Below are 25,492 nucleotides of genomic sequence, written 5' to 3'. Positions count from 1 at the left end.
CGGCGGAGGACCCATGCGTATCATGCTCGTCGAGGACGACCTGCCATTGGCCGAGGCGTTGACCGCGCTCCTCGTCCAGTCGGGCCATGCCGTCGACGCCGTCCACGACGGCGCCTCTGCCGAGGCGCTGGCGGCGGCGGAACGCTTCGACCTCGTCATCCTCGACCTCAACCTGCCGGAAATGGACGGCCTGTCGGTCCTGCGCGCGCTGCGCGCCCGCTCGGACGAGGCGGCGGTGATGATCCTGACCGCCCGCGGCGCGCCCGAGGATCGCGTGCGCGGGCTGAACCTCGGCGCGGATGACTATCTGACCAAACCCTTCGACGTCGCCGAATTCGAGGCGCGCGTCCGCTCGCTCCTGCGCCGTCAGGCAGGGCTGCGCCGCGCGATCCTCACGCTGGGCGAGGTGACCTTCGACCTGACCTCGCGCCGCTTCTTCACCCCGCAGGGCGGCATCGACCTGCCCGCCCGCGAACTCGCTTTGCTGGAACTCCTCTTCACCCGCGCGGGCAAGGTCGTGTCCAAGGAAACCATCGTCCAGTCCCTCACCTCGCTCGACGATTCCCTGTCGGACAATGCGATCGAACAATATGTCTCGCGCCTGCGCCGCCGCCTTGCGCCCTATGGCGTGGCCCTGCGGACCGCGCGGGGCATCGGCTATTTCATCGAAGCGCCGGCCAGCCCATGACGGATGCCCCCGCCATCGGCGGCTGGTCGCTGCGCCGCCGCCTGCTGATCTGGCTGTTTCTCTCCACCGCCCTGCTGGGTCTGATCGCCCTGACCGACACATGGTTCGAGGCCCGCCGCACCGCGCAATCTGTATCAGACCGTGTTCTGGCCGGATCGGCCCTCGCCATCGCCGAACGCGTCACGGTCGACCTGTCGGGCAGCATCGAGGTCGACATCCCCTTCTCCGCCCTCGACATGCTGGCCTCGGCGGCCGAGGATCAGGTCTTCTACCGCATCGACGGCCCCGACGGCTTCCTCACCGGCTACGACACCCTGCCCACCGTGCCGCGCGGGGCCGAGGATACCGCCTTTGCCGATGGTCGCTTTGGCGACACCCGCATCCGCATCGCCACCCTGTCCGGTCAGGTCTCCACCGGCGAGGACGTGCTGCCCTTCGCCGTGACGGTGGCCGAATCCACCCGCGCCCGCGATGCCCTTGCCCGCGCCATCCTGATCCGTTCCGCGCTGCGCCTGTCCGGCCTTGCGCTGGGGGCCGCGCTGATCGTCTGGATCACCGTGACCGTGGCGCTGCGCCCGCTCGACCGGCTGGCGCGCACCCTTCAGGCCCGCGCGCCCGACGACCTCTCGCCGCTTCAGGCCGATATCCCGTCCGAAGTGGCAGGCCCGATCGGCGCGATGAACAGCTTCATGTCCCGCCTTGACGGGGCGGTCGCGGCACTTCGCAACTTCACAGGCAATGCGGGCCACCAGCTCCGCACTCCCCTTGCCACGGTCCGTGCGCAACTGGCCCTCGTCTCGCGCCTCGCCCCGCCCGAGGCGCAGGACAGCGCCGCCAAGGCCGAAGCCGCGCTGATCCGCGCCGAACGGGTGCTGGCGCAACTGCTGATGCTGGCCCGCATCGACGGGGCCGCCGCCCGCCGTGCCCTGCCCGCCACCGACATCGCCGCCATCGCCCGCGCCACCACCGCCGACGCTATCCCCGAAGCCACGCGCCACGGCCACGATCTGGGGTTCGAGGGGGACGACACCCTCACCGCCCGCGCCGACCCCGTGCTCTGCGCGGAACTGCTGTCCAACCTCGTCGACAACGCGATCCGCTACGCAGGCCCCAGCGCCACCATCACCGTCCGCGCCCGCGCCACCCCCGCAGGCCCCGTGCTGGAGGTCGAGGATGACGGCCCCGGCATCCCGCCCGACACCCTGCCCCGCCTCCTGTCCCGCCGCGACCTGCGCGCCGACGCGGCGCAATCCGGCCCGCAAGGCACCCATGGCCTCGGCCTTGCCGTGGTGGCCGAAATCGCCCGACTCTTCGACGCCGCACTGGATTTCCAGCCCGCCACCACCGGACGGGGCCAGATCATCCGCGCCACATTCCCCCTGCCCGAGGGCGATTAGAAGGCGTTGACGATCAGGAAGATCGTGGCCTTGGCCAGCGCCCAGACCACGCCCGACACGATGACCATGGACAGCGCGCCCACCACGGCCCCGATCACCACCCACAGCCCGTCCCGCTCCAGCACGCCCAGCGCCATCAGCGAAATTCCCAGCGCGGGCAGCATGTTGCCCAAGGGGATCGGCATCGCCAGAACGATGGCCAGCACAAGGCACAGCCCCCCGATCACCTGCTCTCCCCGCGCCGAGGTGATGAACAGGAAACGCGGCTGCAATAACCGCTCCGCCCGCGCCAAAAGGGGCGTCACCCGCCCGACAAAGGCATTGAAATCCCCCCGCGTCATCGACCGGTCCGCGATGATGGCGGGCAGCCACGGCAGCTTGCCCAGCATCATCTGCGCCGTCAGATACAGCAGCGGCAGCCCGAGGATCGACGACGTCCCCGGCGGTGTGGGCACCACATTGGGCAGCGCGAACAGCAGGATCAGCGCCGCCACCGCCCGCGCATCCATGGCCCGCATCAGGTCGGACACCGACACCCGCTCGCGCCGTTCATCCGCGCCGATGGCATCGAGGATCTGGCTGAACCGCCTCTTCCCCTCGGGCTGCGGTCCCCGGATATCCCTGAACCTCTTGGCGATCTTGCGTCCCCTGCCCATCGGGCAATCACTCCTCGTCACTCTCCCCACCTTTCGCGCCGCGACAGGCAAAGCGCAACCCCGCCGAAAGGCGCGGACCGGCTTCAGGGGATCACTTCAAAGCGATCCACATCCACCATCCCGTGGTCGGTGATCTTCAGATGCGGAATGACGGGCAGCGCAAGGAATGCCAGTTGCAGGAACGGCTCCTCCAGCACCACGCCCAGCCCCGCCGCCGCCGCCCGCAGCGCGACCAGCCTCTCGCGCACCACCTCGAACGGCTCAAGGCTCATCAGCCCAGCCACCGGCAGCGCTAGTTCCGCCAGCACCCGGCCCCCCTCGACCAGGACGAAACCGCCCTCGATCTCGCCCAGCCGGTTCGCGGCCAGCGCCATGTCGGCATAATCCGCCCCCACCACCGCGATATTGTGGTGGTCGTGACAGACGGTCGACGCGATCGCCCCCCGCTGCAAGCCAAAGCCTTGCACGAATCCCGTCGCGCGGTTGCCGTTCTTGCCATGCCGCTCGATCACCGCGATCCGGATCAGGTCGCGCGACAGGTCGGGCCGCTTGTCCCCGTCCACCGGGGCAATGTCGAAGGTCAGATGTTCGGTGATGATCTTTCCCGGCAAAATCCCGATCACCGACGTCTCCACCCGGTTCCCGCCACAGCGGAAATGATGCGCCTCCACGCGCGGCGCCTTCACCGACTGCCGCGCCACCGGGGGGATGATCGCGCGCGCCGCAAAGGCCGCCTCCGTCACCTCCACCCCGCCCGCAAAGACCATCGCGGCATGGCAGCCTTCCAGACTGTCCAGCACCACGATATCCGCCCGCTTCCCCGGCGCGATCAGCCCCCGGTCCTTCAACCCGAACGCCTCTGCCGCCGACAGCGACGCCGCGCGATAGACGGCCAAAGGCTCTGCCCCCAGCGCGATCGCCGTGCGGATCATGTGGTCCAGATGCCCGTGCTCGGCAATGTCCAGCGGGTTGCGGTCATCCGTGCAGAGGCAAAGGTAAGGCGCGAACCGCTCCACCAGCAGCGGCGCCAGCGCGTGCAGGTCCTTCGACACCGACCCCTCGCGGATCAGCACCCGCATCCCCTTGCGAAGCTTCTCCAGCGCCTCTTCTGCGGACGTCGCCTCATGCTCCGTCCGGATCCCCGCCGCGATATAGCCGTTCAGGTCGTTGCCCCGCAGCAACGGCGCATGTCCGTCGATATGCCGCCCCTGCCACGCCTCCAGCTTCGCCATGCACCCCGCATCCTGCATCAGCACGCCGGGAAAATTCATGAACTCCGCCAGCCCGATGCCCCTCGGATGGTCCATCAGCGGGATCAGGTCCCCCGCCTCCAGCCGCGCCCCCGCCGTCTCCATATGCGTGGACGGCACGCAGGACGACAGTTGAACCCGTATATCCATCAGCGTCCGCGCCGACGCCTCCAGAAAATACCCGATCCCCTCCAGCCCGCAGACATTCGCGATCTCGTGCGGATCGCAGATCGCCGTCGTCACCCCCCGCGGCGTCACGCAGCGGTCGAATTCGAAGGGCGTCACCAGCGAGCTTTCGATATGCAGATGCGTGTCGATGAACCCCGGCACCAGCACGCGGCCGCCCATATCGACGACCCGCCGCCCCTGATACTCCCCGAACACCCCCACGATCGTGTCGCCACAGATCGCCACATCCGTCTCGACCAGTTCCCCCGTCACCAGATCGAACACCCGCCCGCCGCGCAGCACGACATCCGCCGGAACCGCGCCCCGCCCCTGCGCGATGCGGTCTGACAGGGCGGCCTTGGGGGCAATCTGCGGCATGGGTCAAATCTCCTTTCCCCCCAGCAAAGCGCCCCCCGCCCCGCCTGTCCACCCCCTTGCAGCCCCCGCGAAACGATGGTCCAACCGCATGAAGCCCCCGGAGTCCCCCATGCGCCCCCTGCGCGGCATCGCCTTCAAGCTCGGCTCGGTCCTCGTCTTCATCGTGATGTCCGCGATGATCAAGGCCACCGCCGACCATGTCCCCGCCGGACAGGCCGTGTTCTTCCGCTCTGCCTTCGCCATTCCGGTGATCGTCCTCTGGCTCATGCTGCGCCGCGAACTTGCGACAGGTCTGCGCGCGGTCAACCCGATGGGCCATGTCTGGCGCGGCTTTGCCGGCACCTGCGCCATGGGTCTGGGCTTTGCGGGGCTGGGTTACCTGCCGCTCCCCGAGGTCACCGCCATCGGCTATGCCGCGCCCCTGCTGACCGTCGTCTTCGCCGCCATGTTCCTTGGCGAAGACGTCCGCCTCTTCCGCCTCTCCTGCGTGGCGCTCGGCCTCATCGGCGTGCTCATCGTCCTTTCCCCGCGCCTGACCGTCCTCGACGGCGGCGCAGGCCATACCGAAGCGTTCGGCGCGATGCTCGTCCTCGGCGGCGCGGTCTTCGCAGCCCTCGCGCAGGTCTTCGTCCGCAAACTGGTGCAGACGGAAAAGACCCCCGCCATCGTCTTCTACTTCTCGCTGACCGCCACGCTGCTCTCGCTCGTCACGATCCCCTTCGGCTGGGTCGCCCCCGCGCCCCTCGAACTCGCGCTGCTCATCGGCGCGGGGCTTCTGGGCGGGATCGGCCAGATCCTCCTCACCTCCAGCTACCGCGAGGCCGACGCCTCCCTCGTCGCGCCCTTCGACTATGCCTCGATGCTCTTTGCCCTCGCCATCGGCTGGTTCGTCTTCGCCGAAATGCCCACGCTAACAATGCTCATGGGCGCGGCGATCATCATCACGGCAGGCATCCTGATCATCTTGCGCGAGCGTAAACTCGGCAAGGACCGCGCGGCGGCGCGCAAGGTCACCACGCTACAGGGGTGAACCCCCCGTCTCTTTGGCCACAAAGTGCAACGGCAGGTTCCGGACCGTGGCCCGAAGCCACGGCCCGCGCACGTCCCGCCCCACCGGGACGTGCGCCATGGGCGCCCGCCCCGGCGTGACGCGCGCGGCCCTACCGGCGGAGTGCCGAAACGTGCCACTGGCACCTTTCGGCACTCCTCGCACTCCAAGCCAAGCATCCCCAAAAACAAACGGGGGGCCAAAGCCCCCCGCCTGTCCCTCGTTCACCGTCGCGTCACGCGATCACATGCTCCGGCACCTTCGCGCCGGTCATGAAGGCCACCGCGTCCGACATCGTGTATTCCTTCGGATCGATCACGCACAGCCGCTTGCCCAGTCGGTGGATGTGGATGCGATCCGCCACCTCGAACACATGGGGTATGTTGTGGCTGATCAGGATGATCGGCAGCCCCCGCTTCTTCACGTCAAGGATCAGTTCCAGCACGCGCCGGCTTTCCTTCACGCCCAAGGCGGCGGTGGGTTCGTCCATGATCACGACCTTCGACCCGAAGGCCGCCGCCCGCGCCACGGCCACGCCCTGCCGCTGGCCACCCGACAGCGTCTCCACCGCCTGCCCGATGTTCTGGATCGTCATCAGACCCAGCTCGCTCAGCTTCTCGCGCGCCACCTTCTCCATCGCCTTGCGGTCCAGCATCCGCAGCACGGACCCCATCACGCCGGGCTTGCGGATTTCCCGCCCCATGAACATGTTGTCCGCGATCGACAGCGCGGGCGACAGCGCGAGGTTCTGGTAGACCGTCTCGATCCCCGCTTCCCGCGCCTGCATCGGGTTGGTGAACTGGACGGGTTTCCCGTCCAGCCTGATCTCGCCCTCATCCGGCACCACCGCACCGCACAAAGCCTTGATCAGCGTCGATTTCCCCGCCCCGTTATCCCCGATCACGGCCAGAATCTCGCCGGGGTAAAGGTCGAAGTCGCAGTTATCCAGCGCCGTGACGCGCCCATAGCGCTTGGTCAGGCCCCGCGCGGTCAGAATGGGTTCAGCCATGATCTCTCCTCCCTCAGCCCGAAACCTTGCGGATCCACTGGTCAATGGCGACAGCGCCGATGATCAGGATACCGGTCAGCAGCACCTTCCACTGCGGGTCCGCGCCCAGCATGTTCAGACCCATGCTCATCACGCCCACGATCAGCGTCCCGAACAGCACGCCCAGAATGGACCCGCGCCCCCCGAACAGCGAGATGCCCCCGATCACCGCCGCCGTGATGGCCTGCAGGTTGAAGTCCGTGACGACGGTGGAAGGCGAGATCGACCCGTTCCGCCCGATCGACACCCATGCCGCAAGCCCCGCGATCAGACCGGCCAGCGTATAGGTCTTCAAAAGCACCTGATTGGTCCGGATCCCGGCAAGATCCGCCGCATCCGGATCATCGCCCACCGCATAGATGTGCCGCCCGAAGGCCGTGTTGTTCAGCATGTACCAGAGGGCGACGTACAACGTCAGCATCGCCACCACACCCAGAGTCACCACCGCGCCGCCAATCTTGAAGCTGATGCCGAAGACATGCAGCCAAGGGGTGACGGCCGTCAGGTCGGCCTCTCGCATCGTGGCGTTCTCTGAATAGATCAGACAGATCGCCATGATGATGTTCCACGTGCCCAGCGTCACGATGAAGGGCGGCAGCTTCAGGCGCGACACCAGATAGCCGTTCAGCGCGCCCCCGCCCCCCGCGATCAGGAAACCCGCAAGGATGGCCACCATCGCGGGCATCTCGTAGGCCAGCACGAAGTTGCCCATAATGACAAAGGCGAAGACCATCAGCACCCCGATGGACAGGTCGATCCCAGCCGTCAGGATCACCAGCGTCTGCCCCGCGGCAAGGATGCCCACCACCGCCACCTGCTGCATGATCAGCGTCAGCGTATAGGCCGAGAAGAACCGCTCGCCCCGCGCGAAGCCGAAGATGATGATCAGCGCGACCAGAACGATCATCGGCACGGCGGCCGGGTTCGAATGCAGGAAATGCTGCAACTTGCGAAGGCCGCTCTTGTGGTCCTCGAACTGCGCGACGCCCGTCGCGCTCTGGTCGAGCACCTTCTCGAATTCCTGTGGCTGGCTCATATGTCCCCCTTCAGCCCGCGATCCGGGCGCTTCCTAGACGAAGGGCGGCCCTGATCGAGAGCCGCCCCCGCTTTCTCCCTTCCGGGATGGTGCGGGGGGACACTCCCCCCGCGCAAGTCTTTTCAGATCAGCCCCAGCAGAGCTCGGTGCCCTTGGTGGTGTCGATCGACGGCACGCCCTCGGCGGGCTTGTCGGTGATCAGCGCCACGCCAGTGTCGAAGAAGGCCTTGCCCGGGGTCGGCTCCGGCTTCACGCCTTCGTCGGCCCACTTCTTGATGGCCTCGACGCCCAGCGCCGCCATCATCAGCGGGTACTGCTGCGAGGTCGCACCGATCACGCCGTCCTTGACCGAGGCAACGCCCGGGCAGCCGCCGTCGACCGACACGATCAGCACGTCGTTCTCCTTGCCGATCGCCTTCAGCGCCTGATAGGCACCCACGGCGGCCGGCTCGTTGATCGTGTGGATCACGTTGATGTCGGGGTTGATCTGCAGAAGGTTCTCCATCGCCTTGCGGCCGCCTTCTTCGTTCCCGTTGGTGATGTCATGGCCGACGATGCGCGCGTCATCCTCGTCGCCGATGTCGTTGGGGTCCTTCACGTCGATCCCGAAGCCCATCATGAAGCCCTGGTTGCGCAGGACGTCCACGGTCGGCTCCGACGGCGTCAGGTTCAGGAAGCCGATCTTGGCATTGGCAGCCTCGGCACCCAGCGTCGCCGCGGCCCATGCGCCGATCAGCTTGCCGGCTTCCAGGTTGTCCGTCGCGAAGGTCGCGTCGGCGGCATCCGCCGGATCGAGGGGCGTGTCGAGCGCGATGACAACCATGCCGGCCTCTTGCGCCTTCTTGACCGAGTCGACGATCGCCTTGGTGTCCGACGCGGCGATCAGGATGCCCTTGGCGCCGTCCGCGATGCAGGCCTCGATGGCCGCAACCTGGCTGTCATGGTCACCGTCGACCTTGCCGGCATAGGACTTCAGGGTCACGCCCAGCTCGGCCGCCTTGGCCTCGGCGCCTTCCTTCATCTTCACGAAGAAGGGGTTGGTGTCGGTCTTGGTGATCAGGCAGGCCGAAACGTCCTGCGCCAGCGCCGGAGCAGCCGAGACCAGCGCAAGCGTCGCCGCGCCCACAAGGGCTTTCGCTTTGAATTTCATCGATTTTCCTCCCAAGAAAATCCGGGGGTAGCCCCCCTGTGTTACACGCCGTGCAGGGCCTTGCCCCGATGCGACGACGGGTAAGAAAACCGATTCCCACCCATCCGTCAAGATAATTAAATCACTCTGAATTATTATTGACAGCCTGCCGATTCCCCGCTCATCCTTGCCTCAAAACCGGGCAGAACCGCCCGGACGGGAGGAGATGTGAGACCCCAGGCCGAGGCGATACCGGATCGCACCGCCCCCGAAGCCGCAGGCTTCCGGGGGTCGAACCAGTCCGGCATGCGCGCCCATAACGAACGGCTGGTCCTTTCGATCCTGCGCAGCCATGGCGCGCTGGCAAAATCCGACATCGCGCGCATGACGGGCCTGTCCGTGCAGACCGTTTCGGTCATCATGCGAAGCCTCGAACAGGACGGACTCCTTCTCAGGGGAGAGCCGATCCGCGGCCGCATCGGCCAACCCTCGGTGCCCATGTCTCTTGACGCCGAAGGCGCCTTCTTCCTCGGGCTGAAGATCGGTCGCAGGTCCGCCGACCTGACGCTGGTCGATTTCCTTGGCCGCGTCCGCGCCACCCGCCGCCGCGTCTACCGCTACCCCACCCCCGGCACCGTGGTGGGCTTCGTATCCGAAGCCCTGCCTGCCGTCCTTGCGACCCTGCCCGCCATGCTGCGCGACCGCGTGGGCGGCATGGGCATCGCCATGCCCTTCCAGCTCTGGAACTGGGTGCGCTACATCGGCGCGCCGCAATCGGAAATGGACGCATGGCGCGACCGCGACATCGCGGCCGAGATTTCGGCACTGGCGGGGATGCCCGTCCATGTCCAGAACGACGCCACCGCCGCCTGCGGCGCGGAACTCGTTTTCGGCACGGGCGAAAAGCCCAAGGATTTCCTGTATTTCTACTTCGGCACCTTCATCGGCGGCGGGCTCGTGCTGAACGGCCAGCTCTTCACCGGCCGCACCGGCAATGCGGGCGGCGTGGGCCCGATGCCCGTCCCAGGCCCCGACGGCACGCTGCAACGGCTCTTCGACGTGGCCTCCATGTCCCGCCTTGCCGAACTGGCCGAGGCCGCGGGCCACAGCGCCGACCACCTGTGGGAACAGCACAGCGAGTGGCGTATCCCCGACCCGATCCTCGACGGCTGGCTGCAACACGCGGCCGAGGGGCTGGCCTATGCCACCCTCTCTGCCGCGGCCCTCGTGGAACTCGAGGCGGTGATGATCGACGGCTGGATGCCCGTGTCGATCCGGTCGGAAATCACCCGCCGGACCGAGGTCGCGCTGTCGAAGCTGGACCTGTCGGGGGTTGAACCGCCACATGTCCGCGAAGGCACCGTCGGGGCCGAGGCGCGCGCGCTGGGGGCCGCCGCGATCCCGCTGGCCCAGCGCTATCTGATCGACCCCGCCGCCCCGCAGGCGCTGCGCGACAACTTGTCCTGACGCCCCCGCCCGCGCCCGATCTGCCCCCGGCGGGTCCGAAAAAGCTTGATCTGGGGCAAGCCTCCACCCAAATGAGGGGGACTAATCTTTTGGCGCCCCGAGCCGACTATTAATGGACCGGACATCCATGCGGAAAGACGCACAGGAAAAATAAGAAACCATGACCCTTGCGTTGATCGCTGCCCTTCCCTTTCTCGGCGCGCTGATGCCCGCTGTCGCCATCCGCGCCGGACGCAGCGCCTGCGCGACCCTGACCGCCGCCTTCACCGCGCTGGCCCTTGCGCTGCTGGCGCTGCAGGCCCCCGCCGTGCTGGACGGCGGGGTCGTCACCTACAGCGTCGACTGGTTGCCCGCCCTCGGCCTGAATGCCAGCTTCCGTCTGGACGGGCTGGGCCTGCTCTTTGCAGGGATGATCCTCGGCATCGGGCTGCTGATCATCCTCTATGCTCGCTTCTACCTGTCCAAATCCGATCCGATGGGCGTGTTCCTGACCTATTTGATGCTGTTTCAGGGCGCGATGCTGGGGATCGTGCTGTCGGACAACATCCTGCTGCTGCTCATCTTCTGGGAACTGACCTCGCTCTCCTCCTTCCTGCTGATCGGCTTCTGGAAACACTTGCCCGAAGGACGGCAGGGCGCGCGCATGGCGCTGGCCGTCACGGGCGGCGGCGGGCTGGCGCTGATCGCGGGGATGCTGCTGCTCGGCCATATCGCGGGAAGCTACGAACTGTCGGTCATCCTGTCCCAGCGCGAGGTGATCCAGGCCTCGCCGCTCTACCTGCCCGCGCTGATCCTGATCCTGCTCGGCTGCTTCACGAAATCGGCGCAGTTTCCCTTCCATTTCTGGCTACCCCACGCGATGGCAGCCCCGACCCCCGTCTCGGCCTATCTGCATTCGGCCACGATGGTGAAGGCAGGGATCTTCCTGATGGCCCGCCTCTGGCCGGTGCTGGCTGGGACGCCGGAATGGTTCTGGATCGTCACCACGGCAGGTCTCGTCACCATGCTGATCGGCGCCAAGATCGCCTTCTTCAAGGACGACCTCAAGGCGCTGCTGGCCTTCTCGACCGTCAGCCATCTCGGCCTGATCACCATGCTTCTGGGCATGGGCACGGCCAAGGCCGCGACGGTCGCGGTGTTCCACATCCTGAACCATGCCACCTTCAAGGCCGCGCTCTTCATGACGGCCGGCATCGTCGATCACGAAACCGGCACGCGCGACCTGTCGCGCCTTGGCGGGCTGCGCCACCTGATGCCGGTGACCTTCGTCCTCGCCTTTGTCGCGGCCCTGTCCATGGCGGGCATCCCGCCGCTCAACGGCTTCCTGTCCAAAGAGATGATGCTGGAAGAGGCCGCGCATACCGCGCTCGGCCCCGCATGGCTGCTGCCTGTCCTTGCCACCATCGCCGCGCTCTGGTCGGTGGCCTACAGCCTGCGCTTCCTGTCCGCGGCCTTCCTCGGCCCGCAGCGCCACGACTATCCCCACCCCCCGCATGACCCGCCCTTCGGGATGTGGGCCGCCCCCGCCTTCCTTGCCGTTCTGGTCGTGCTGATCGGCCTTGCGCCCATGCCCATCGCCGCGTGGCTGGTCGACAGCGCCGCCAGCGCGACGACCGGCAGCGCGGCCGAAGTGCATATCAAGCACTGGCACGGCCTGTCCTCGCCCGCGCTCTGGATGTCGGTTGCGGCCATCGGCGGGGGCTTCGCGATCCTGTCCGCCGCCCGCCCCCTGCGCGCCCTCTACGACGCATGGCCCAAGCCCGAGGCGAAGGCGATCTTCGACGCCATCGTCGAACCCATGGCGGGACTGTCGCGCCGCGTCACCGCCACCCTGCACGACGGCTCGCTCACCCGCGCCGTGGCCATCGGCACCACGGCCATTGCCGCGGCCGCGCTCTGGGCTTTTGCCACTGCCCCGCATGATGCGGGCACCCGCATGGCCATGCCCGTCCCGCCGGTGGTGGCCATCGCCTGGGCCCTTGTCCTTGCCGCGACGGCGGGCCTCGTGCTGACCCACCGCAACCGCCTCTTCGCCCTCATCCTTGTCGGGATCATGGGCCTCATCATCTCGCTCGGCTTCGCCTGGCTCTCCGCGCCCGACCTCGCCCTCACCCAGATCACGGTCGAGGTGGTGTCGGTCATCCTCATGCTCCTCGCGCTGAACTTCCTGCCCCGCACGACGCCGCGCGAGAGCAGTCCCCTGCGGCGCATGCGCGACGCGCTGGTCGCCGCCGCCGCCGGAACGGGCATCGGCGCGCTCGCCTATGCGGTGATGACGCGCGAACCGGCCTTCCCCCCGATCTCGGCCTATCACCTTGCCCAGTCGAAACCGGGCGCGGGCGGGACCAATGCGGTCAACACGATCATCGTCGACTTCCGCGGCTACGACACCTTTGGCGAGATCATCGTCCTGGGCATCGCCGCCCTCGTCATCTTCGCCCTGGCCGAGGCGCTGCTGCGCTCGGCCCCCGCCCTGTCGCGGCTCGCGGGAACCCTGCCCCGCCCCGACAGCGCGGGCGACCGCCACCCGCTGCTCATGGTCATGGCCACCCGCTTCCTGCTGCCCGTGGCCCTGATGATCGGCGTTTTCATCTATTTCCGCGGCCACAACCTGCCCGGCGGCGGCTTTGTCGCGGGTCTGGTCTTCGCAATCGCCTTCGTCATGCAATACATGGCCTCCGGCCTCTCATGGACCGAGGCACGGCAGCGCATCGACCATCACGCCCTGATCGCGGCAGGCGTGCTCACCGCCTCTGCCGCAGGGGTCGGCTCGTGGTTCTTCGGCGCACCCTTCCTGTCGTCGTCCTACACCTATGTCCATCTCTGGCCGCTCGAGGAATTCGAGCTTGCCACCGCCGCCATCTTCGACCTCGGCGTCTTCCTCTGCGTCCTCGGCGCGGTGCTGCTGGCGCTGAACTCGCTGGGCCGCCTTGCCGTCCGTGCAGGCGAAACCTCCAGCAACGACCCGTATTCCATTGATCCGGACGAGGCGCGCTGATGGAAGCCCTGATCGCCACCACCATCGGAACGCTGACCGCCGCAGGTCTTTACCTCATGCTGCGCCAGCGGACCTTTCCCGTGATCCTTGGACTCACGCTCCTGTCCTATGCGGTCAACATCTTCATCTTCGCCTCGGGACGCCTCGTCGCGGGCCTGCCCGCCATCATCGCCAAGGACGCGCCGGGCTATACGGATCCGCTGCCGCAGGCGCTGGTGCTGACGGCCATCGTCATCTCCTTCGGCATGACCGCCGTCATCGTGCTGATGTCGCTGGGCGCCTATTTCGAATCGGGCCATGACCGCATCGACATGGACGACCCGGAGGAGCGCCCCTGATGTCGCACTGGATCATCGCCCCCGTCGTCCTGCCCGCGATCCTCGCGCCGCTCATCCTGCTGCTCGCGCGCCGGAACCTCATGGCCCAAAGGCTCGTCTCCGGCGCGGGCAGTCTGGCCCTCTGGGGCATCGCGCTCGCACTGCTGCTCTCGTCCGGCCATAACCCGCCAGAGCCCTATTTCCTCGGCCACTGGCCCGCGCCCTTCGGCATCGTGCTGATGCTCGACCGCCTCTCGGCCCTGATGCTGTTGCTGACCGCGACGCTGGCGCTGGCGGTTCTCGGCCATGCGGTGACCACGGGGTGGGACGCGCGCGGGCGCCATTTCCACGCGCTTTTCCTGTTCCAGCTCATGGGTCTGAACGGCGCGTTCCTGACTGCCGACGCCTTCAACCTCTTCGTGTTCTTCGAAGTCCTGCTGATCGCCTCCTACGGCCTGATGATCCACGGGGCGGGGCGCGACCGGCTGCGCGCGGGCGTGCAATACATCGCCTTCAATCTGATCGCCTCCACCCTGTTCCTCTTTGCCCTTGCGACGGTCTATGCGGTGACGGGCACGCTCAACATGGCCGATCTGGCGCAGAAGATCGCCGCCCTGCCCGAGGGCGACGCAGCCCTCATCCGGGTGGCGGCGGTGCTCATGGTGTCGGTCTTCGCCATCAAGGGCGCGCTCGTGCCGCTGCAATTCTGGCTGCCGGGCACCTATGCCAACGCCCCCGGTCCGGTGGCCGCGCTCTTCGCCATCATGACCAAGGTCGGTGCCTATGCGATCCTGCGGACGACGACGCTGATCTTCCCGCCCGACACGCCTGCCATCGGCCCGCTGCTGGCCGATCTGATGCTGCCCGCGGCGCTGGCCACGCTCGCCATCGGGGCCATAGGCACGCTCGGGGCGACCACCCTGCCCCGTCTGGCGGCCTTTGCGGGCATCGCCTCCATGGGCACGCTCTTTGCCGCGCTGGCCTCCTTTACCCCGCAGGCGACGGGGGCGGCGCTCTACTACCTGATCCACTCCACCCTCGCCACGGCGGCGCTCTTCCTCATCGCGGACCTTCTGGCCGCCCGCCGTGCCGATGGCAGGCTGACGCCGCAGCCGCCCGTGCCGCAGCAGGGGATGCTGGCCGTCCTCTTCTTCGTGACGGCCATCGCGCTTGCGGGGATGCCGCCGCTGTCGGGTTTCCTCGGCAAGCTGCTGATCCTCGACGCCCTGCGCGCCGATGCGCCGCTGGTCTGGAGCGTGATCCTCCTCTCTTCCTTCCTCATGATCCTCGGCTTCGCGCGGGCGGGCTCCACGCTCTTCTGGAAATCCGCGGCAACAGGCAGCCCGGCCACACCCCATCCCGCGCCGCGCCCCGCCAGTTTTGCCGCAACGGCGGCGCTGATCGCCGCGCTCGTGGCCCTGACCGCCTTCGCAGGCCCCGTGACAGGCTGGCTCGCAGACACGGCCGCATCGCTCCATACGCCCGATGCCTATATCGCGGCGAACCGGCTTGACGGGGGGAACTGACCATGCTCCGCCGCCTCTTCCCCCATCCCGTGCTGTCGCTTTTCCTGATCGTCACATGGTTCCTTCTGGTCAATGACTGGAAGCTCGGCTCGCTCGTGATGGCGGCGATCCTTGCCACCCTCATCCCGCTCTTCACCGCGCCCTACTGGCCCGGCGCCCCCCGCGTGCGGAACCTTCCGGCCCTGCTCGCCTATGTGGCTCTCGTGGTCTGGGACGTGATCCTCGCCAATATCCAGGTCGCGCGCATCGTCCTTTTCATGCCGCCCGACCGCATCCGCTCGGCCTTCATCCGCGTGCCCGTCGACCTTGCCACGCCCGAGGCGATCGCCGTCCTTGCAGGCACCATCACCATGACCCCCGGCACCGTGACCGCCGACATGTCCGCCGATGGTCGCGTGCTGCTGATCCATTCGCTGCACGCCCCCGACCCCGACGCGATCAGGGACGACATCAAGTCCCGCTACGAAACACGGCTGAAAAGGATTTTCGGATGATCCCCTATGCCCTCGGCTTCGCCTTCGCCTGCTTCGGCGCGGGGCTTCTGCTCAACCTCTGGCGGCTGGCGCGCGGCCCTGCCATGGCGGACCGCATCCTTGCGCTGGATACGATGGTGGTGAATACCATCGCGCTGATCGTCCTTTACGGCATCGCCACCGGCACCGGCATCAACTTCGAGGCCGCCATGCTCTTCGCCATGACGGGCTTCGTCGGCACGGTCGCCTTCTGCAAATTCCAGCTCAGGGGCAGCGTGATCGAATGACGGACGCGCTTGACCTCCTGCTTGCCGCCCTGCTCGTGATCGCGGGCGGCTTCGGCCTGATCGGCAGCTACGGCCTCATCCGCCTGCGCGAGGGGATGCAGCGCCTGCACGCGCCGACCAAGGCCTCCACCGTCGGCCTCGGCGCGGCGCTGCTGGTGTCGATGCTGCACGGGCTGGGCACGGGCACGGGCTTTTCCTGGCAGGAACTCCTGGTGATGATCTTCATCTTCGTCACCGCCCCGATCAGCGCGAATTACCTGTCCAAACTTCACCTGCACCTGCGGCGGGCCGAACTGGACCTGCCCGAAACCGGCACTGCGCGCGACTGGGCCACCTTCGACCACCAGCCGGAACCGGCAGAACCGTCCCTGCCCCGCCGCGATACCTGACCAAAAGGTCAAAAAACAGCACCTCCTCCCCCGCCCGCCCTTGCGCGGGCCTGCCTGCCCGTGCATCCTCGCACCCGTCCGAAGGGAGGACAGCGTGCAGACATCCACCCCCACCCCGACCCGCCTGCCCCAGATCGCCCATCCCCGCAACGAGGGGATGCCGCTCGATCTTGACTGGGTCGCCGCCGTGCAGGCCAACACCTCGGCCATCGAACGCCGCGCAGCCACCCTTGGCGGCCGCCGCAGCGTGAAGAAAGAGTTTCAGGCAGCATGGCTGCTCAAGGCCATCTCGCTCATCGACCTGACCACCCTGTCGGGCGACGACACATGGGGCCGCGTCGAACGGCTCTGCGCCAAGGCGCGCCAGCCCGTCGCCCCGTGGATGCTGGAAAAGCTGGGGATGGAGGGGCTGACCGTCGGTGCCGTCTGCGTCTATCACGACATGGTCGGCACGGCCGTCCGCGCGCTGGAAGGCACCAACATCCCCGTCGCCGCCGTCTCCACCGGCTTTCCCGCGGGCCTCTCGCCCTTCGACCTGAGGATCGAGGAAATCCGCCGCTCCGTCGCCGCCGGCGCGCGCGAGATCGACATCGTCATCTCCCGCCGCCACGTCCTGACCGGCAACTGGCAGGCGCTTTACGATGAAATGCGCGAGATGCGCGCGGCCTGCGGCAACGCCCATGTCAAGGCGATCCTCGCCACCGGCGAACTGGCCACGCTGCGCAACGTCGCCCGCGCCAGCCTTGTCTGCATGATGGCAGGGGCCGATTTCATCAAGACCTCCACGGGCAAGGAATCCGTCAACGCCACCCTTCCCGTCTCGCTCACCATGATCCGCGCCATCCGCGACTATCAGGACCGCACGGGTGTGAAGGTCGGCTACAAACCCGCGGGCGGCATCTCCAAGGCCAAGGACGCGCTCCTCTACCTTGCCATGATGAAGGACGAACTAGGCTACCCGTGGCTGCAACCCGACCTCTTCCGCTTCGGCGCCTCCTCCCTGCTGGGCGACATCGAACGCCAGCTTGAACATTACCTGACCGGCCACTACTCGGCCGCCAACCGGCACGCGATGGGATAAGACCATGACGATCAAGGAAATCTTCGACCGCATGGACTACGGCCCCGCCCCCGAAGGCAATGCCGAGGCGAAGGCATGGCTTGGGAAACACGGCCAAACCTTCGGCCATTTCATCGACGGCAAATTCACCAAACCGGGCGAAACCTTCGCCACCAGAAACCCCGCCAACGGCAGCCCTCTGGCGCAAGTCACCCAAGGCACCGCGCAGGACATCGACGCAGCCGTAAAGGCCGCCCGCCGCGCCCAGCCGAAATGGGCCCGCCTTACGGGCCACGCCCGCGCGAAATACCTCTATGCGCTGGCCCGCCTGATCCAGAAACACGCCCGCCTTCTGGCGGTGCTGGAAACCATGGACAACGGCAAACCCATCCGCGAAAGCCGCGACATCGACATCCCCCTCGTCGCCCGCCACTTCTACTACCACGCGGGCCTCGCCCAGCTGATGGACAGCGAACTCCCCGGCCACGCCCCCCACGGCGTCTGCGGCGCGGTGATCCCGTGGAACTTCCCGCTCCTGATGCTGGCATGGAAGGTCGCCCCGGCACTGGCCGCCGGAAACACCGTCGTCCTCAAACCCGCCGAATACACGCCCCTCACCGCCCTCCTCTTCGCCGAAATCACGCGCGAGGCGGGCCTGCCCAAGGGCGTGCTGAACATCGTCACCGGCGACGGCGATACGGGCGCCGCCCTCGTCGCCCATCCGGGCGTGGACAAGATCGCCTTCACCGGCTCCACCGCCGTGGGCAAGGCCATCCGCCGCGCCACCGCCGGAACGGGCAAGGCGCTGACCTTGGAACTTGGCGGCAAATCCCCCTACATCGTCTTCGACGACGCCGATATCGACAGCGCCATCGAAGGGCTGGTGGACGCGATCTGGTTCAACCAAGGTCAGGTCTGCTGCGCCGGATCGCGCCTTCTGGTGCAGGAAGGCATCGCGCAGCGCTTCCACGAAAAACTCAAACGCCGCATGGACGGCCTGCGCCTTGGCGACCCCCTGGACAAATGCATCGACGTGGGCGCGGTGGTGGACCCGATCCAGCTTGCCACCATCACCGACATGGTGAACGGCTCCGACGGCGACATCTACCGCGCCAACACGCCCCTGCCCGCGCAGGGATGCTACTACCCCCCCACCCTCATCACCGGCCTCGGCACCGCCTCGCGCCTGATGCAGGAAGAAATCTTCGGCCCCGTCCTCGTCTCCATGACCTTCCGCACCCCGGCCGAGGCGGTGGAGCTTGCCAACAACACCCGCTACGGCCTCGCCGCCAGCGTCTGGACCGAAAACGTCAACCTCGCGCTGGACATCGCGCCAAAGATCAAGGCGGGCGTGGTCTGGGTGAACGCCACCAACCTCTTCGACGCCGCCGCAGGCTTCGGCGGCGTGCGGGAAAGCGGTTTCGGCCGCGAAGGCGGGTGGGAAGGGCTCATGGCCTATCTCAAACCCGCCGCGACGGCGAAACCGCTCAAACCCGTCGCCGCCATCCCCGAACCCGCGACCTACGACACTCCCGCGCTCGACCGCACCGCCAAACTCTTCATCGGCGGCAAGCAGGCCCGCCCCGACGGCGGCTATTCCCGCGCGGTCTTCTCGGCCCGTGGCAAACACCTCGGCCATATCGGCCTTGGCAACCGCAAGGACATCCGGAACGCGGTCGAAGCGGCCCACGCGGCGAAAGGCTGGGGCAAGGCCACCGGCCACAACCGCGCCCAGATCCTCTACTACATCGCCGAAAACCTCTCGGCCCGCGCCGCCGAATTCGCCGCGCGCCTGAAGGACCTCACCGGCAAGGACGGCACGGCAGAGGTGGACGCCTCCATCGCCCGCCTCTTCACCTATGCCGCATGGTCCGACAAATTCGACGGTCAGGCCAAATCCGTCCCCCTGCGCGGCGTGGCCCTTGCCATGAACGAACCCGTGGGCGTCATCGCCGCCCTCTGCGCGGACGAAGCGCCGCTTCTGGGCCTGATCTCCGCCATGGCCCCCGCCATCGCGATGGGCAACACCTGCGTGCTGGTCCCCTCCGACCCCTTCCCTCTGGCCGCGACCGACCTCTATCAGGTGCTGGAAACCTCGGACCTGCCGGCAGGCGTGGTGAACATCGTCACCGGCAGCCATGCCGAACTCGCCAAGCCGCTGGCGGGCCACATGGACGTGGACGCGCTCTGGTCCTTCTCCTCGACCGACCTCTCGGCCCTGATCGAAGGCGAAAGCGCCACCAACCTCAAACGCACATGGGTCAACCACGGCCAGGCGCGCGACTGGACGGGACCGCAGGGAGAGGGCCGCGAATTCCTGCGCCACGCCACCGCGATCAAGACCGTCTGGGTGCCCTACGGCGAATAGAAAATCCTTCTCGCGAAGGATTTTCCCCCCGTTTCTTCTGCGAAGAAACACCCCGACCCCGATTTTTCGCCAGAAAAATCGCCCGCAAGATTCTTCGCCAGAAGAATTTTGCCTCAGGCCCGCCCCGCCGCCGCCGACAGCGTCAGCGGGTCGATCCCCAGCCGCTTCAGCGCGCCCGCCCATTTGCCCGCATCATCCGCCGAGAAGACCAGATCCGCGCTCGCATCCACCACCAGCCACCCGTTGGCCTTGATCTCCGCCTCTACCTGCCCCGGCCCCCAGCCCGAATAGCCCAGCGCCAGCAGCGCCCGCTCCGGCCCCTCGCCCCGCGCAAGCGCCTCCAGCACATCCAGCGTCGCCGTCATGCCATAGCCGCCCTCGATCCGCATCGTCGCGGGCCCGCCCGCATAATCACCCGAATGCAGCACGAATCCCCGCCCCCGCTCCACCGGCCCGCCGGAATGCACACGGATATCCCGCCCCTCGGGCGCGCGGGGGATCGACAATTGCTCCAGCAGATTGGCGAAACTCAGGTCCGGCGCGGGCCGGTTCACGATCAGCCCCATCGCCCCCTCGGCGGAATGGGCGCACATCAGGATCACGCTCTTCTCGAAGCGCGGATCGCCCATGCCGGGCATCGCCACCAGAAGCTTTCCATCCAGTTCCAGCTCCGCCATCGCCAAACCCTCCGGTGTCCACCCCTCCAAGATGGGCCTGTTGCCGCCCCGCCTCAAGTCCCCATCACCCGCAGCGCCATCCCCTGATCGTGATTTCCCATTTTCCGCCGACTGCCTATTTTCAGACCATGCGCCAGCCGATCCTTGCCCTCGCCCTTGCTGCGACCCCGCTCCCCGCCCTCGCCTTCTCGCAAGAGGACGTGCTCGCGGGCCGCATCCTGACCGGCTGGCAGCAACAGGGCGGCAACCACATGACCGCGCTGCATCTTACCCTCGCCCCCGGCTGGAAGACCTACTGGCGCAACCCGGGCGAGGCGGGGATTCCCCCCGCCTTCGACTGGACAGGATCGGAAAACCTGCGCGCCGTAACCTTCCACTGGCCGCGCCCCTATGTCTTCACCCTCAACGGCATGAAGACGGTGGGCTATCACGACGAACTCGTCCTGCCCATCGAGGTGACGCCCGTCGATCCCGCGCGCCCCGTGCGCCTGAAGGGCTCGGTCGATCTGGGGGTCTGCTCGGATATCTGCATCCCCGCCGCCCTCTCCTTCGACAGCGTGATCGAGGGCGCGGGACATCCCGACCCGCTCATCGCCGCCGCGCTGGACTCCCGCCCGCTGGCCGCCGCACAGGCGGGGCTTGTCGGCATCGGCTGCGCGCTCGACCCCATCGCCGACGGGCTGCGGATCACCGCAACGATCGACCTGCCCCACAAGGGGGGCGAGGAAACCGTGGTCTTCGAAAGCGCGGCCGCAGGCATCTGGGTCTCGGAATCCGTGTCGACCCGCAGCGGCGGCACCCTGACCGCCGCGGCCGAGATGGTCCCGCCACAGGGCGCCCCCTTCGCTCTGGACCGCTCCGGCGTCACCGTCACCGTGATCTCGGACGCCCGCGCCGTGGAAATCCGCGGCTGCCCCGCGCCCTGACCAAGGCCCCTCTCACCCCCGCCGCGCCGCGACGACCGCGCCGCCGGTGACAACCGCAGCACCCGCCGCCACAAGGGCCAGAGCCTGCGCCACACCCCCCGTCACAGCCGCCACCGCCACCCCCGTCAGCAGCACGACACCGACGCCGCCCGCCGCAATCCGCACCACCCGCCCCTCGGCGCGGCGCAGCCGCAAGGCCCGCCGCAGCGCGCGCAGGCGACGGCCCATATCCGCCTGAACGACCATGATCGCGGGAACCACCAGCAGCACAAGGAACATGCCCGCGCCCAGCCCGAAGACCAGCGTCACCACCGTGGGCTTCAGGAACTCCGCCTGCGAGGACCGCTCGAACAGAAGCGGCGCCAGCCCCAGCACGGTCGTCAGCGTGGTCAGCAGGACAGGCCGCAACCGGTCCGCCACCGCATCCACCACCGCAGGCACCAGCCCGCGCCTGCGGGAATATTCGTCGATGGTCGCCACCAGCACGATGGAATCGTTCACGATGATCCCCGACATGCCGATGATCCCCACGATGGAAAACATCGACAGCGGCACGTCCCAGACCCAATGCCCGAAGATCGCCCCGACAAGGGCAAAGGGAATGACGCTCATCACCACAACGGGCCGCGTCCAGCTGGCAAAGATCCACGCCAGACACAGATAGATCCCCACCAGCGCCAGCGCCACCGACACCTGCGCCCCGCCAAGGAATTCGCGCTCCTGCTCGGCCTGACCGGAAAACCGCGCCTGCACGCCGAAATCCTGCTCCACCTCGGGCACGAAACTGTCGCGCAGCGCCTGCTGTATCTCGGCCGCGCGGGCCGGATCATCCTCGGCCAGATCGCCCGAGACGGTCACCACCCGCAGCCCGTTCTCGCGCACCACGGACGAGAACCCCGCCTCGCGCCGCACCGTCACGATATCGGCCAGCGGCACATGCACCCCCGGCCCGGCCCGCATCCGCGTCCGCTCCAGAAAATCCGCCGTCAGCTCGTCCGCGGGCAGTTCCACGCGGATCGCGGCCGATCGCGGCCCGTCGGGAAAGGTTGCCGCCTCGATCCCCGCCAACCGGTCGCGCAGGTCGCGCGCCAGCCCCTCGACGGTGAATCCCATCGCCTGCCCCGTGGGGGTCAGCGCCAGCACCAGCTCTTCCTTGTCATAGGCCAGCGTATCCTCCAGCCCCGACACCTCGGGGAAGGCCGCCAGCCGCGCCTTCAACGCCTCGGCCGCGGCCTTCAGAACCCCCGCCTCGGCCCCGTAAAGATCGACCGAGATCGCCGCCCCGCCCGGCCCGAACCGCCCGCCGCGGAAGGACAGCTCCTCCAGCAGCGGGTGACGCCGCACCTCGGCCTCGATCGCGGCGATGAAGGCGGTGCTGGAATAGGGCCGCAGGTCGGGATTGACGATCTCGACCGAAATCCCGCCCAGCAGGTCGGGGTCCTTCGTCGCCGCCCCCGACAGCCCGCGCCCCGCGCCGCCGCCCACCTCGGCCATCACGAACAGGACGGGGTTCAGCCCGTGCTCGGCCTCGTATGCCGCGCCCACCGCCGCGACGGCGCGCTGCAACTCCTGCATCATCGCCACGCTGTCGGCGCGGTCGGCCCCGGGCAGCATGGCGAAATTCCCCGTCAGGCTGCTCTGCTCGGGCGCGTTGAAAAAGCGGAAGGGCACATCCCCGCGCAGGAACAGCGCCACCTGCGTCGCCAGAACCAGCACCGCCGCCGCCAGCACCGGATAGCGCGCCGCGATCACCTCCCGCATCAGGGGCCGCATCACCGCCCTGCGGAACCGGTCCAATTGCCGGTTGGTCCAGCGGCTGGGGGCGTCATACCACTTCTCCTTCACGGAATCGGCAAGGGCACTGGCCATGTGGTTGGGCAGGATCAGGAAACATTCCACCAGCGAGGCAACCATCACCGCCATCACCGTCAGCGGTATGTCGCGGATCAGGTCCCCGAACCGCCCCCCGATCGCCGCCAGCGCCAGAAAGGCGATCACCGTCGTCAGGGTAGAGGCCAACACCGGCCCCGCCATCCGGACCGCCGCCCGCTCTGCCGCCACCACCGGCGCCTCGCCCAGATGGCGCACGCGGAAATCGGCATGTTCGCCCACCACGATGGAATCGTCGACGATGACCCCCAGCACAAGGATCAGCGCGAAAAGCGAGATCATGTTCAGCGTCAGCCCGCCCGCCCACATCACCGCGATGGCGGCCAGCGTCGCGACCGGAATCCCCGCCGCCACCCACAGCGCGATGCGCCCGTTCAGGAACAAAAACAGCATCAGCACGACCAGCGCCAGACCCGTCGCCGCATTGTCGAACATCAGCGACAGCCGCTCGGTGATCTGCTCGGCCCGCGTGCGCACAAGATCCATCGTCACCCCCGCAGGCAGCGCGGGCCGCATCGCATCGGCCACCGCCGCCACCCGCGCCTGCAGGTCGATGGCGTCGCCTTCGGACCCGCGCTCCACCCGCACCGCCATCGCGGGGTTCGACCCCACAAAGGCCGCGCGCCCCCGATCCGCCCCCTCGAGGCGCACCACCGCCACATCGCGCAGCCGCAGCACCGCGCCATCCGCCCCGACGCGCAGCGAGATATCCGACACGCCCTCGGCCGTCCGCAGCGCCTCGCCCGTCCGCACCCGCGCCGCGCCGGAGGCCACCTCGCCCGCAGGCAGGCTGCCCGCCGCCGCCGCAACCGCGCCTGCCACCTCGGCCATGGTCAGGTCATGCCGCATCAGCGCAACCGAGGACACCTCCACCACCATCTCGGGCGCGGCCAGACCGCTGATCGTCGCCCGCGTGACGCCCGCCGCAAACAGCCGCGCGGTGAATTCGTCGGCCAGCCGCGCCAGTTGCTCCACCCCGACAGGCCCCGTGATGACCACATCCGTCACCTGATCGCGCCACGCGCCACGGCTGACCTCGGGCTCGTCGGCCCCTTCGGGCAGGGTGGAAATCCCCTCCACCGCCGCCGTCACCTCCTGCGCGGCGCGGTCGATATCCACCCCCGGCTCGAACTCGATCTCGACCGTCGCCCGCCCCTCGACCGAACGGGCATAGGTGGCGGCCACGCCCTCCACCCCCTTCAGCGCGGGCTCCAGCACCTGCACGATGCCGCGATCCACATCCTCGGCCCCCGCGCCCTGCCATGTCACGCTGACATCGACCTCGGACAGCACGACATCGGGGAAATACTGCGCGCGGATGTCCAGCGCGGCGACCACGCCCCCCACCAGCATCAGCACCATCAGCAGATTGGCCAGCGTCCGGTGCCGCGTGAAATAGGACAGGATCCCGCGCGACCGCATCAGCCGCCCGCCCCGACGTCACCCGCCCGCACCGGCCGCACCCTGATCCCCGCCCCCAGCAGCGGAGAGCGTTCCGCCACCACCTCGCGCCCTTCCAGCGCGCCCGCCTCGATCACCACCCCGTCGCCCTGACGGCGCAGCACACGCACCGCGACCTCCTCCAGCCGCTCCTCGGCACCCAGCGCCAGCACGCGCCCGCCCGCATCCACCGCCGCCGCAGGCACCAGCGCCACCCCCTCCAGCGCGGGTTCCGTCACCGTGACCGTCACGAAATCCCCGGGCCGCAGCGCGGGCGCCGCCTCCAGCGCGGCATAGACCACGCGTCCGCCCCCTGCCTCGGCCCCCGACGCGCCCGCCCGCAGGATGCGCCCCGTGGCCGCGATATCCTCGCCCGCAACCTCCAGCCGCACCGTCACAGCGGCGGGGATCACCGCGCCCGTCCCGTCCACCAGCCGCGCCAGTTCCGCCGCCGACAGGCGGAACCCCACCTCCAGCGCGGACGGATCGATGATCTCGCCCAGCCGTTCATTCGCGCCGACCTGCCCGCCCGCGACGATGGCCGCCACCCCGTCCAGCCGTCCGGCAAAGGCCGCGCGGATCACCGTATCCCCCAGCATCCGCTCCGCCTCGGCCAGCCCGATCCGGGCCCGCGTCACGGTGATTGCGGACTGGTCCACCGCCGCCTCGGCCTGCGCCAGCGCGGACCGGCTGCCCAGCAGCGCCTGCGCGCCCTGCGCCTCGGCCAGTTCGGCAGCCTCCACCGCCGCCGCCGATCCGGCCCCGCGCGCGGCAATGTCGCGCTGCCGTTGCAGCGCCTGCTTGCGCAACGCCAGTTGCGCCTCGGCCTGCGCCAGATCATCGCGGGCCAGCACCAGCGCCCGCCCCGCCTCGCGC

The 25,492-nt window shown here is 68.3% G+C and carries 21 protein-coding genes; 13 read left to right on the top strand and 8 right to left on the bottom strand.

The genetic code is table 11. The features are described 5' to 3' along the window. Positions 1-13: 13 nt before the first annotated feature. Both GU927_RS17055 and GU927_RS17050 read left to right on the top strand, forming a co-directional pair. Positions 14-688 (top strand): response regulator transcription factor, encoded by a 675-nt coding sequence (locus tag GU927_RS17055; RefSeq protein WP_161763664.1) that lies wholly within the window; start codon positions 14-16, stop codon positions 686-688. After that, entirely contained in the window at positions 685-2,085 is a 1,401-nt protein-coding gene (locus tag GU927_RS17050) for a sensor histidine kinase (protein ID WP_161763663.1), read from the top strand. The genes GU927_RS17055 and GU927_RS17050 overlap by 4 nt, the downstream gene beginning before the upstream one ends. Here GU927_RS17050 and GU927_RS17045 read toward each other — a convergent pair. Together GU927_RS17045 and ade are read right to left on the bottom strand one after the other, a co-directional pair. Next, positions 2,082-2,741, bottom strand: coding sequence for an exopolysaccharide biosynthesis protein (locus GU927_RS17045; RefSeq protein ID WP_161763662.1), 660 nt, complete (start codon positions 2,739-2,741; stop codon positions 2,082-2,084). The genes GU927_RS17050 and GU927_RS17045 overlap by 4 nt on opposite strands. A gap of 83 nt (positions 2,742-2,824) precedes the next feature. Next, positions 2,825-4,537: an adenine deaminase gene (gene ade, locus GU927_RS17040; RefSeq protein ID WP_161763661.1), complete on the bottom strand. Its 1,713-nt coding sequence runs from the start codon at positions 4,535-4,537 to the stop codon at positions 2,825-2,827. Positions 4,538-4,646: 109 nt separating this feature from the next. On the opposite strand from ade, the gene GU927_RS17035 reads away from it, so the two are divergent. Further along, complete coding sequence (locus GU927_RS17035; RefSeq protein WP_161763660.1) at positions 4,647-5,567, top strand: DMT family transporter; 921 nt, start codon at positions 4,647-4,649, stop codon at positions 5,565-5,567. Between the two features lie 253 nt (positions 5,568-5,820). Here GU927_RS17035 and GU927_RS17030 read toward each other — a convergent pair whose 3' ends face one another. From GU927_RS17030 to GU927_RS17020, 3 genes are all read right to left on the bottom strand, one after another. Further along, entirely contained in the window at positions 5,821-6,594 is a 774-nt protein-coding gene (locus GU927_RS17030) for an ATP-binding cassette domain-containing protein (protein ID WP_161763659.1), read from the bottom strand. A gap of 13 nt (positions 6,595-6,607) precedes the next feature. Beyond that, complete coding sequence (locus GU927_RS17025; RefSeq protein ID WP_161763658.1) at positions 6,608-7,669, bottom strand: ABC transporter permease; 1,062 nt, start codon at positions 7,667-7,669, stop codon at positions 6,608-6,610. Between the two features lie 127 nt (positions 7,670-7,796). Continuing rightward, positions 7,797-8,819 carry a substrate-binding domain-containing protein gene (locus GU927_RS17020; protein ID WP_161763657.1) on the bottom strand — a complete coding sequence of 341 codons (1,023 nt, stop codon included), beginning with the start codon at positions 8,817-8,819 and terminating at the stop codon, positions 7,797-7,799. 285 nt (positions 8,820-9,104) lie between these two features. On the opposite strand from GU927_RS17020, the gene GU927_RS17015 reads away from it, so the two are divergent. From GU927_RS17015 to GU927_RS16975, 9 genes are all read left to right on the top strand, one after another. Then, positions 9,105-10,265, top strand: a complete 1,161-nt coding sequence (locus GU927_RS17015) for an ROK family transcriptional regulator (protein ID WP_161763783.1) — start codon at positions 9,105-9,107, stop codon at positions 10,263-10,265. 160 nt (positions 10,266-10,425) lie between these two features. Then, positions 10,426-13,263, top strand: a complete 2,838-nt coding sequence (locus tag GU927_RS17010; RefSeq protein WP_161763656.1) for a monovalent cation/H+ antiporter subunit A — start codon at positions 10,426-10,428, stop codon at positions 13,261-13,263. Next, complete coding sequence (locus GU927_RS17005; protein ID WP_161763655.1) at positions 13,263-13,601, top strand: Na+/H+ antiporter subunit C; 339 nt, start codon at positions 13,263-13,265, stop codon at positions 13,599-13,601. The genes GU927_RS17010 and GU927_RS17005 overlap by 1 nt, the downstream gene beginning before the upstream one ends. After that, positions 13,601-15,106: a monovalent cation/H+ antiporter subunit D gene (locus GU927_RS17000; protein WP_161763654.1), complete on the top strand. Its 1,506-nt coding sequence runs from the start codon at positions 13,601-13,603 to the stop codon at positions 15,104-15,106. The genes GU927_RS17005 and GU927_RS17000 overlap by 1 nt, the downstream gene beginning before the upstream one ends. Before the next feature lie 2 nt (positions 15,107-15,108). Then, positions 15,109-15,600, top strand: coding sequence for a Na+/H+ antiporter subunit E (locus GU927_RS16995; protein ID WP_161763653.1), 492 nt, complete (start codon positions 15,109-15,111; stop codon positions 15,598-15,600). After that, complete coding sequence (locus GU927_RS16990; protein ID WP_161763652.1) at positions 15,597-15,866, top strand: K+/H+ antiporter subunit F; 270 nt, start codon at positions 15,597-15,599, stop codon at positions 15,864-15,866. Before GU927_RS16995 ends, GU927_RS16990 begins: the two co-directional genes overlap by 4 nt. Then, the gene (locus GU927_RS16985) at positions 15,863-16,255 is read left to right on the top strand and encodes a cation:proton antiporter (protein WP_161763651.1); all 393 of its coding nucleotides are present in this window, start codon (positions 15,863-15,865) and stop codon (positions 16,253-16,255) included. Before GU927_RS16990 ends, GU927_RS16985 begins: the two co-directional genes overlap by 4 nt. Before the next feature lie 94 nt (positions 16,256-16,349). Next, positions 16,350-17,336, top strand: coding sequence for a deoxyribose-phosphate aldolase (deoC, locus tag GU927_RS16980; protein ID WP_161763650.1), 987 nt, complete (start codon positions 16,350-16,352; stop codon positions 17,334-17,336). Between the two features lie 4 nt (positions 17,337-17,340). Continuing rightward, positions 17,341-19,683, top strand: coding sequence for an aldehyde dehydrogenase family protein (locus tag GU927_RS16975; RefSeq protein WP_161763649.1), 2,343 nt, complete (start codon positions 17,341-17,343; stop codon positions 19,681-19,683). A 113-nt stretch (positions 19,684-19,796) separates the two neighbouring features. Here the strand turns inward: GU927_RS16975 and GU927_RS16970 are convergent, their stop codons facing one another. Then, a complete protein-coding gene (locus GU927_RS16970) occupies positions 19,797-20,351 on the bottom strand; it encodes a YqgE/AlgH family protein (RefSeq protein ID WP_161763782.1) in 555 nt (184 codons plus the stop codon). Positions 20,352-20,488: 137 nt separating this feature from the next. Here GU927_RS16970 and GU927_RS16965 point away from each other — a divergent pair, with 137 nt between their 5' ends. Next, positions 20,489-21,286: a protein-disulfide reductase DsbD domain-containing protein gene (locus tag GU927_RS16965; protein WP_161763648.1), complete on the top strand. Its 798-nt coding sequence runs from the start codon at positions 20,489-20,491 to the stop codon at positions 21,284-21,286. 12 nt (positions 21,287-21,298) lie between these two features. Here the strand turns inward: GU927_RS16965 and GU927_RS16960 are convergent, their stop codons facing one another. Beyond that, a complete protein-coding gene (locus GU927_RS16960) occupies positions 21,299-24,598 on the bottom strand; it encodes an efflux RND transporter permease subunit (protein ID WP_161763647.1) in 3,300 nt (1,099 codons plus the stop codon). Then, a partial coding sequence (locus GU927_RS16955; RefSeq protein WP_161763646.1) for an efflux RND transporter periplasmic adaptor subunit occupies positions 24,598-25,492 on the bottom strand: 895 nt, incomplete at its 5' end. The genes GU927_RS16955 and GU927_RS16960, both read right to left, overlap by 1 nt.

The organism is Paragemmobacter amnigenus, assembly GCF_009908265.2.
GTDB lineage: Bacteria > Pseudomonadota > Alphaproteobacteria > Rhodobacterales > Rhodobacteraceae > Paragemmobacter > Paragemmobacter amnigenus.
Note: the sequence above shows the minus strand (reverse complement) of the source record. Positions and strands in the feature narration are given on the sequence as shown.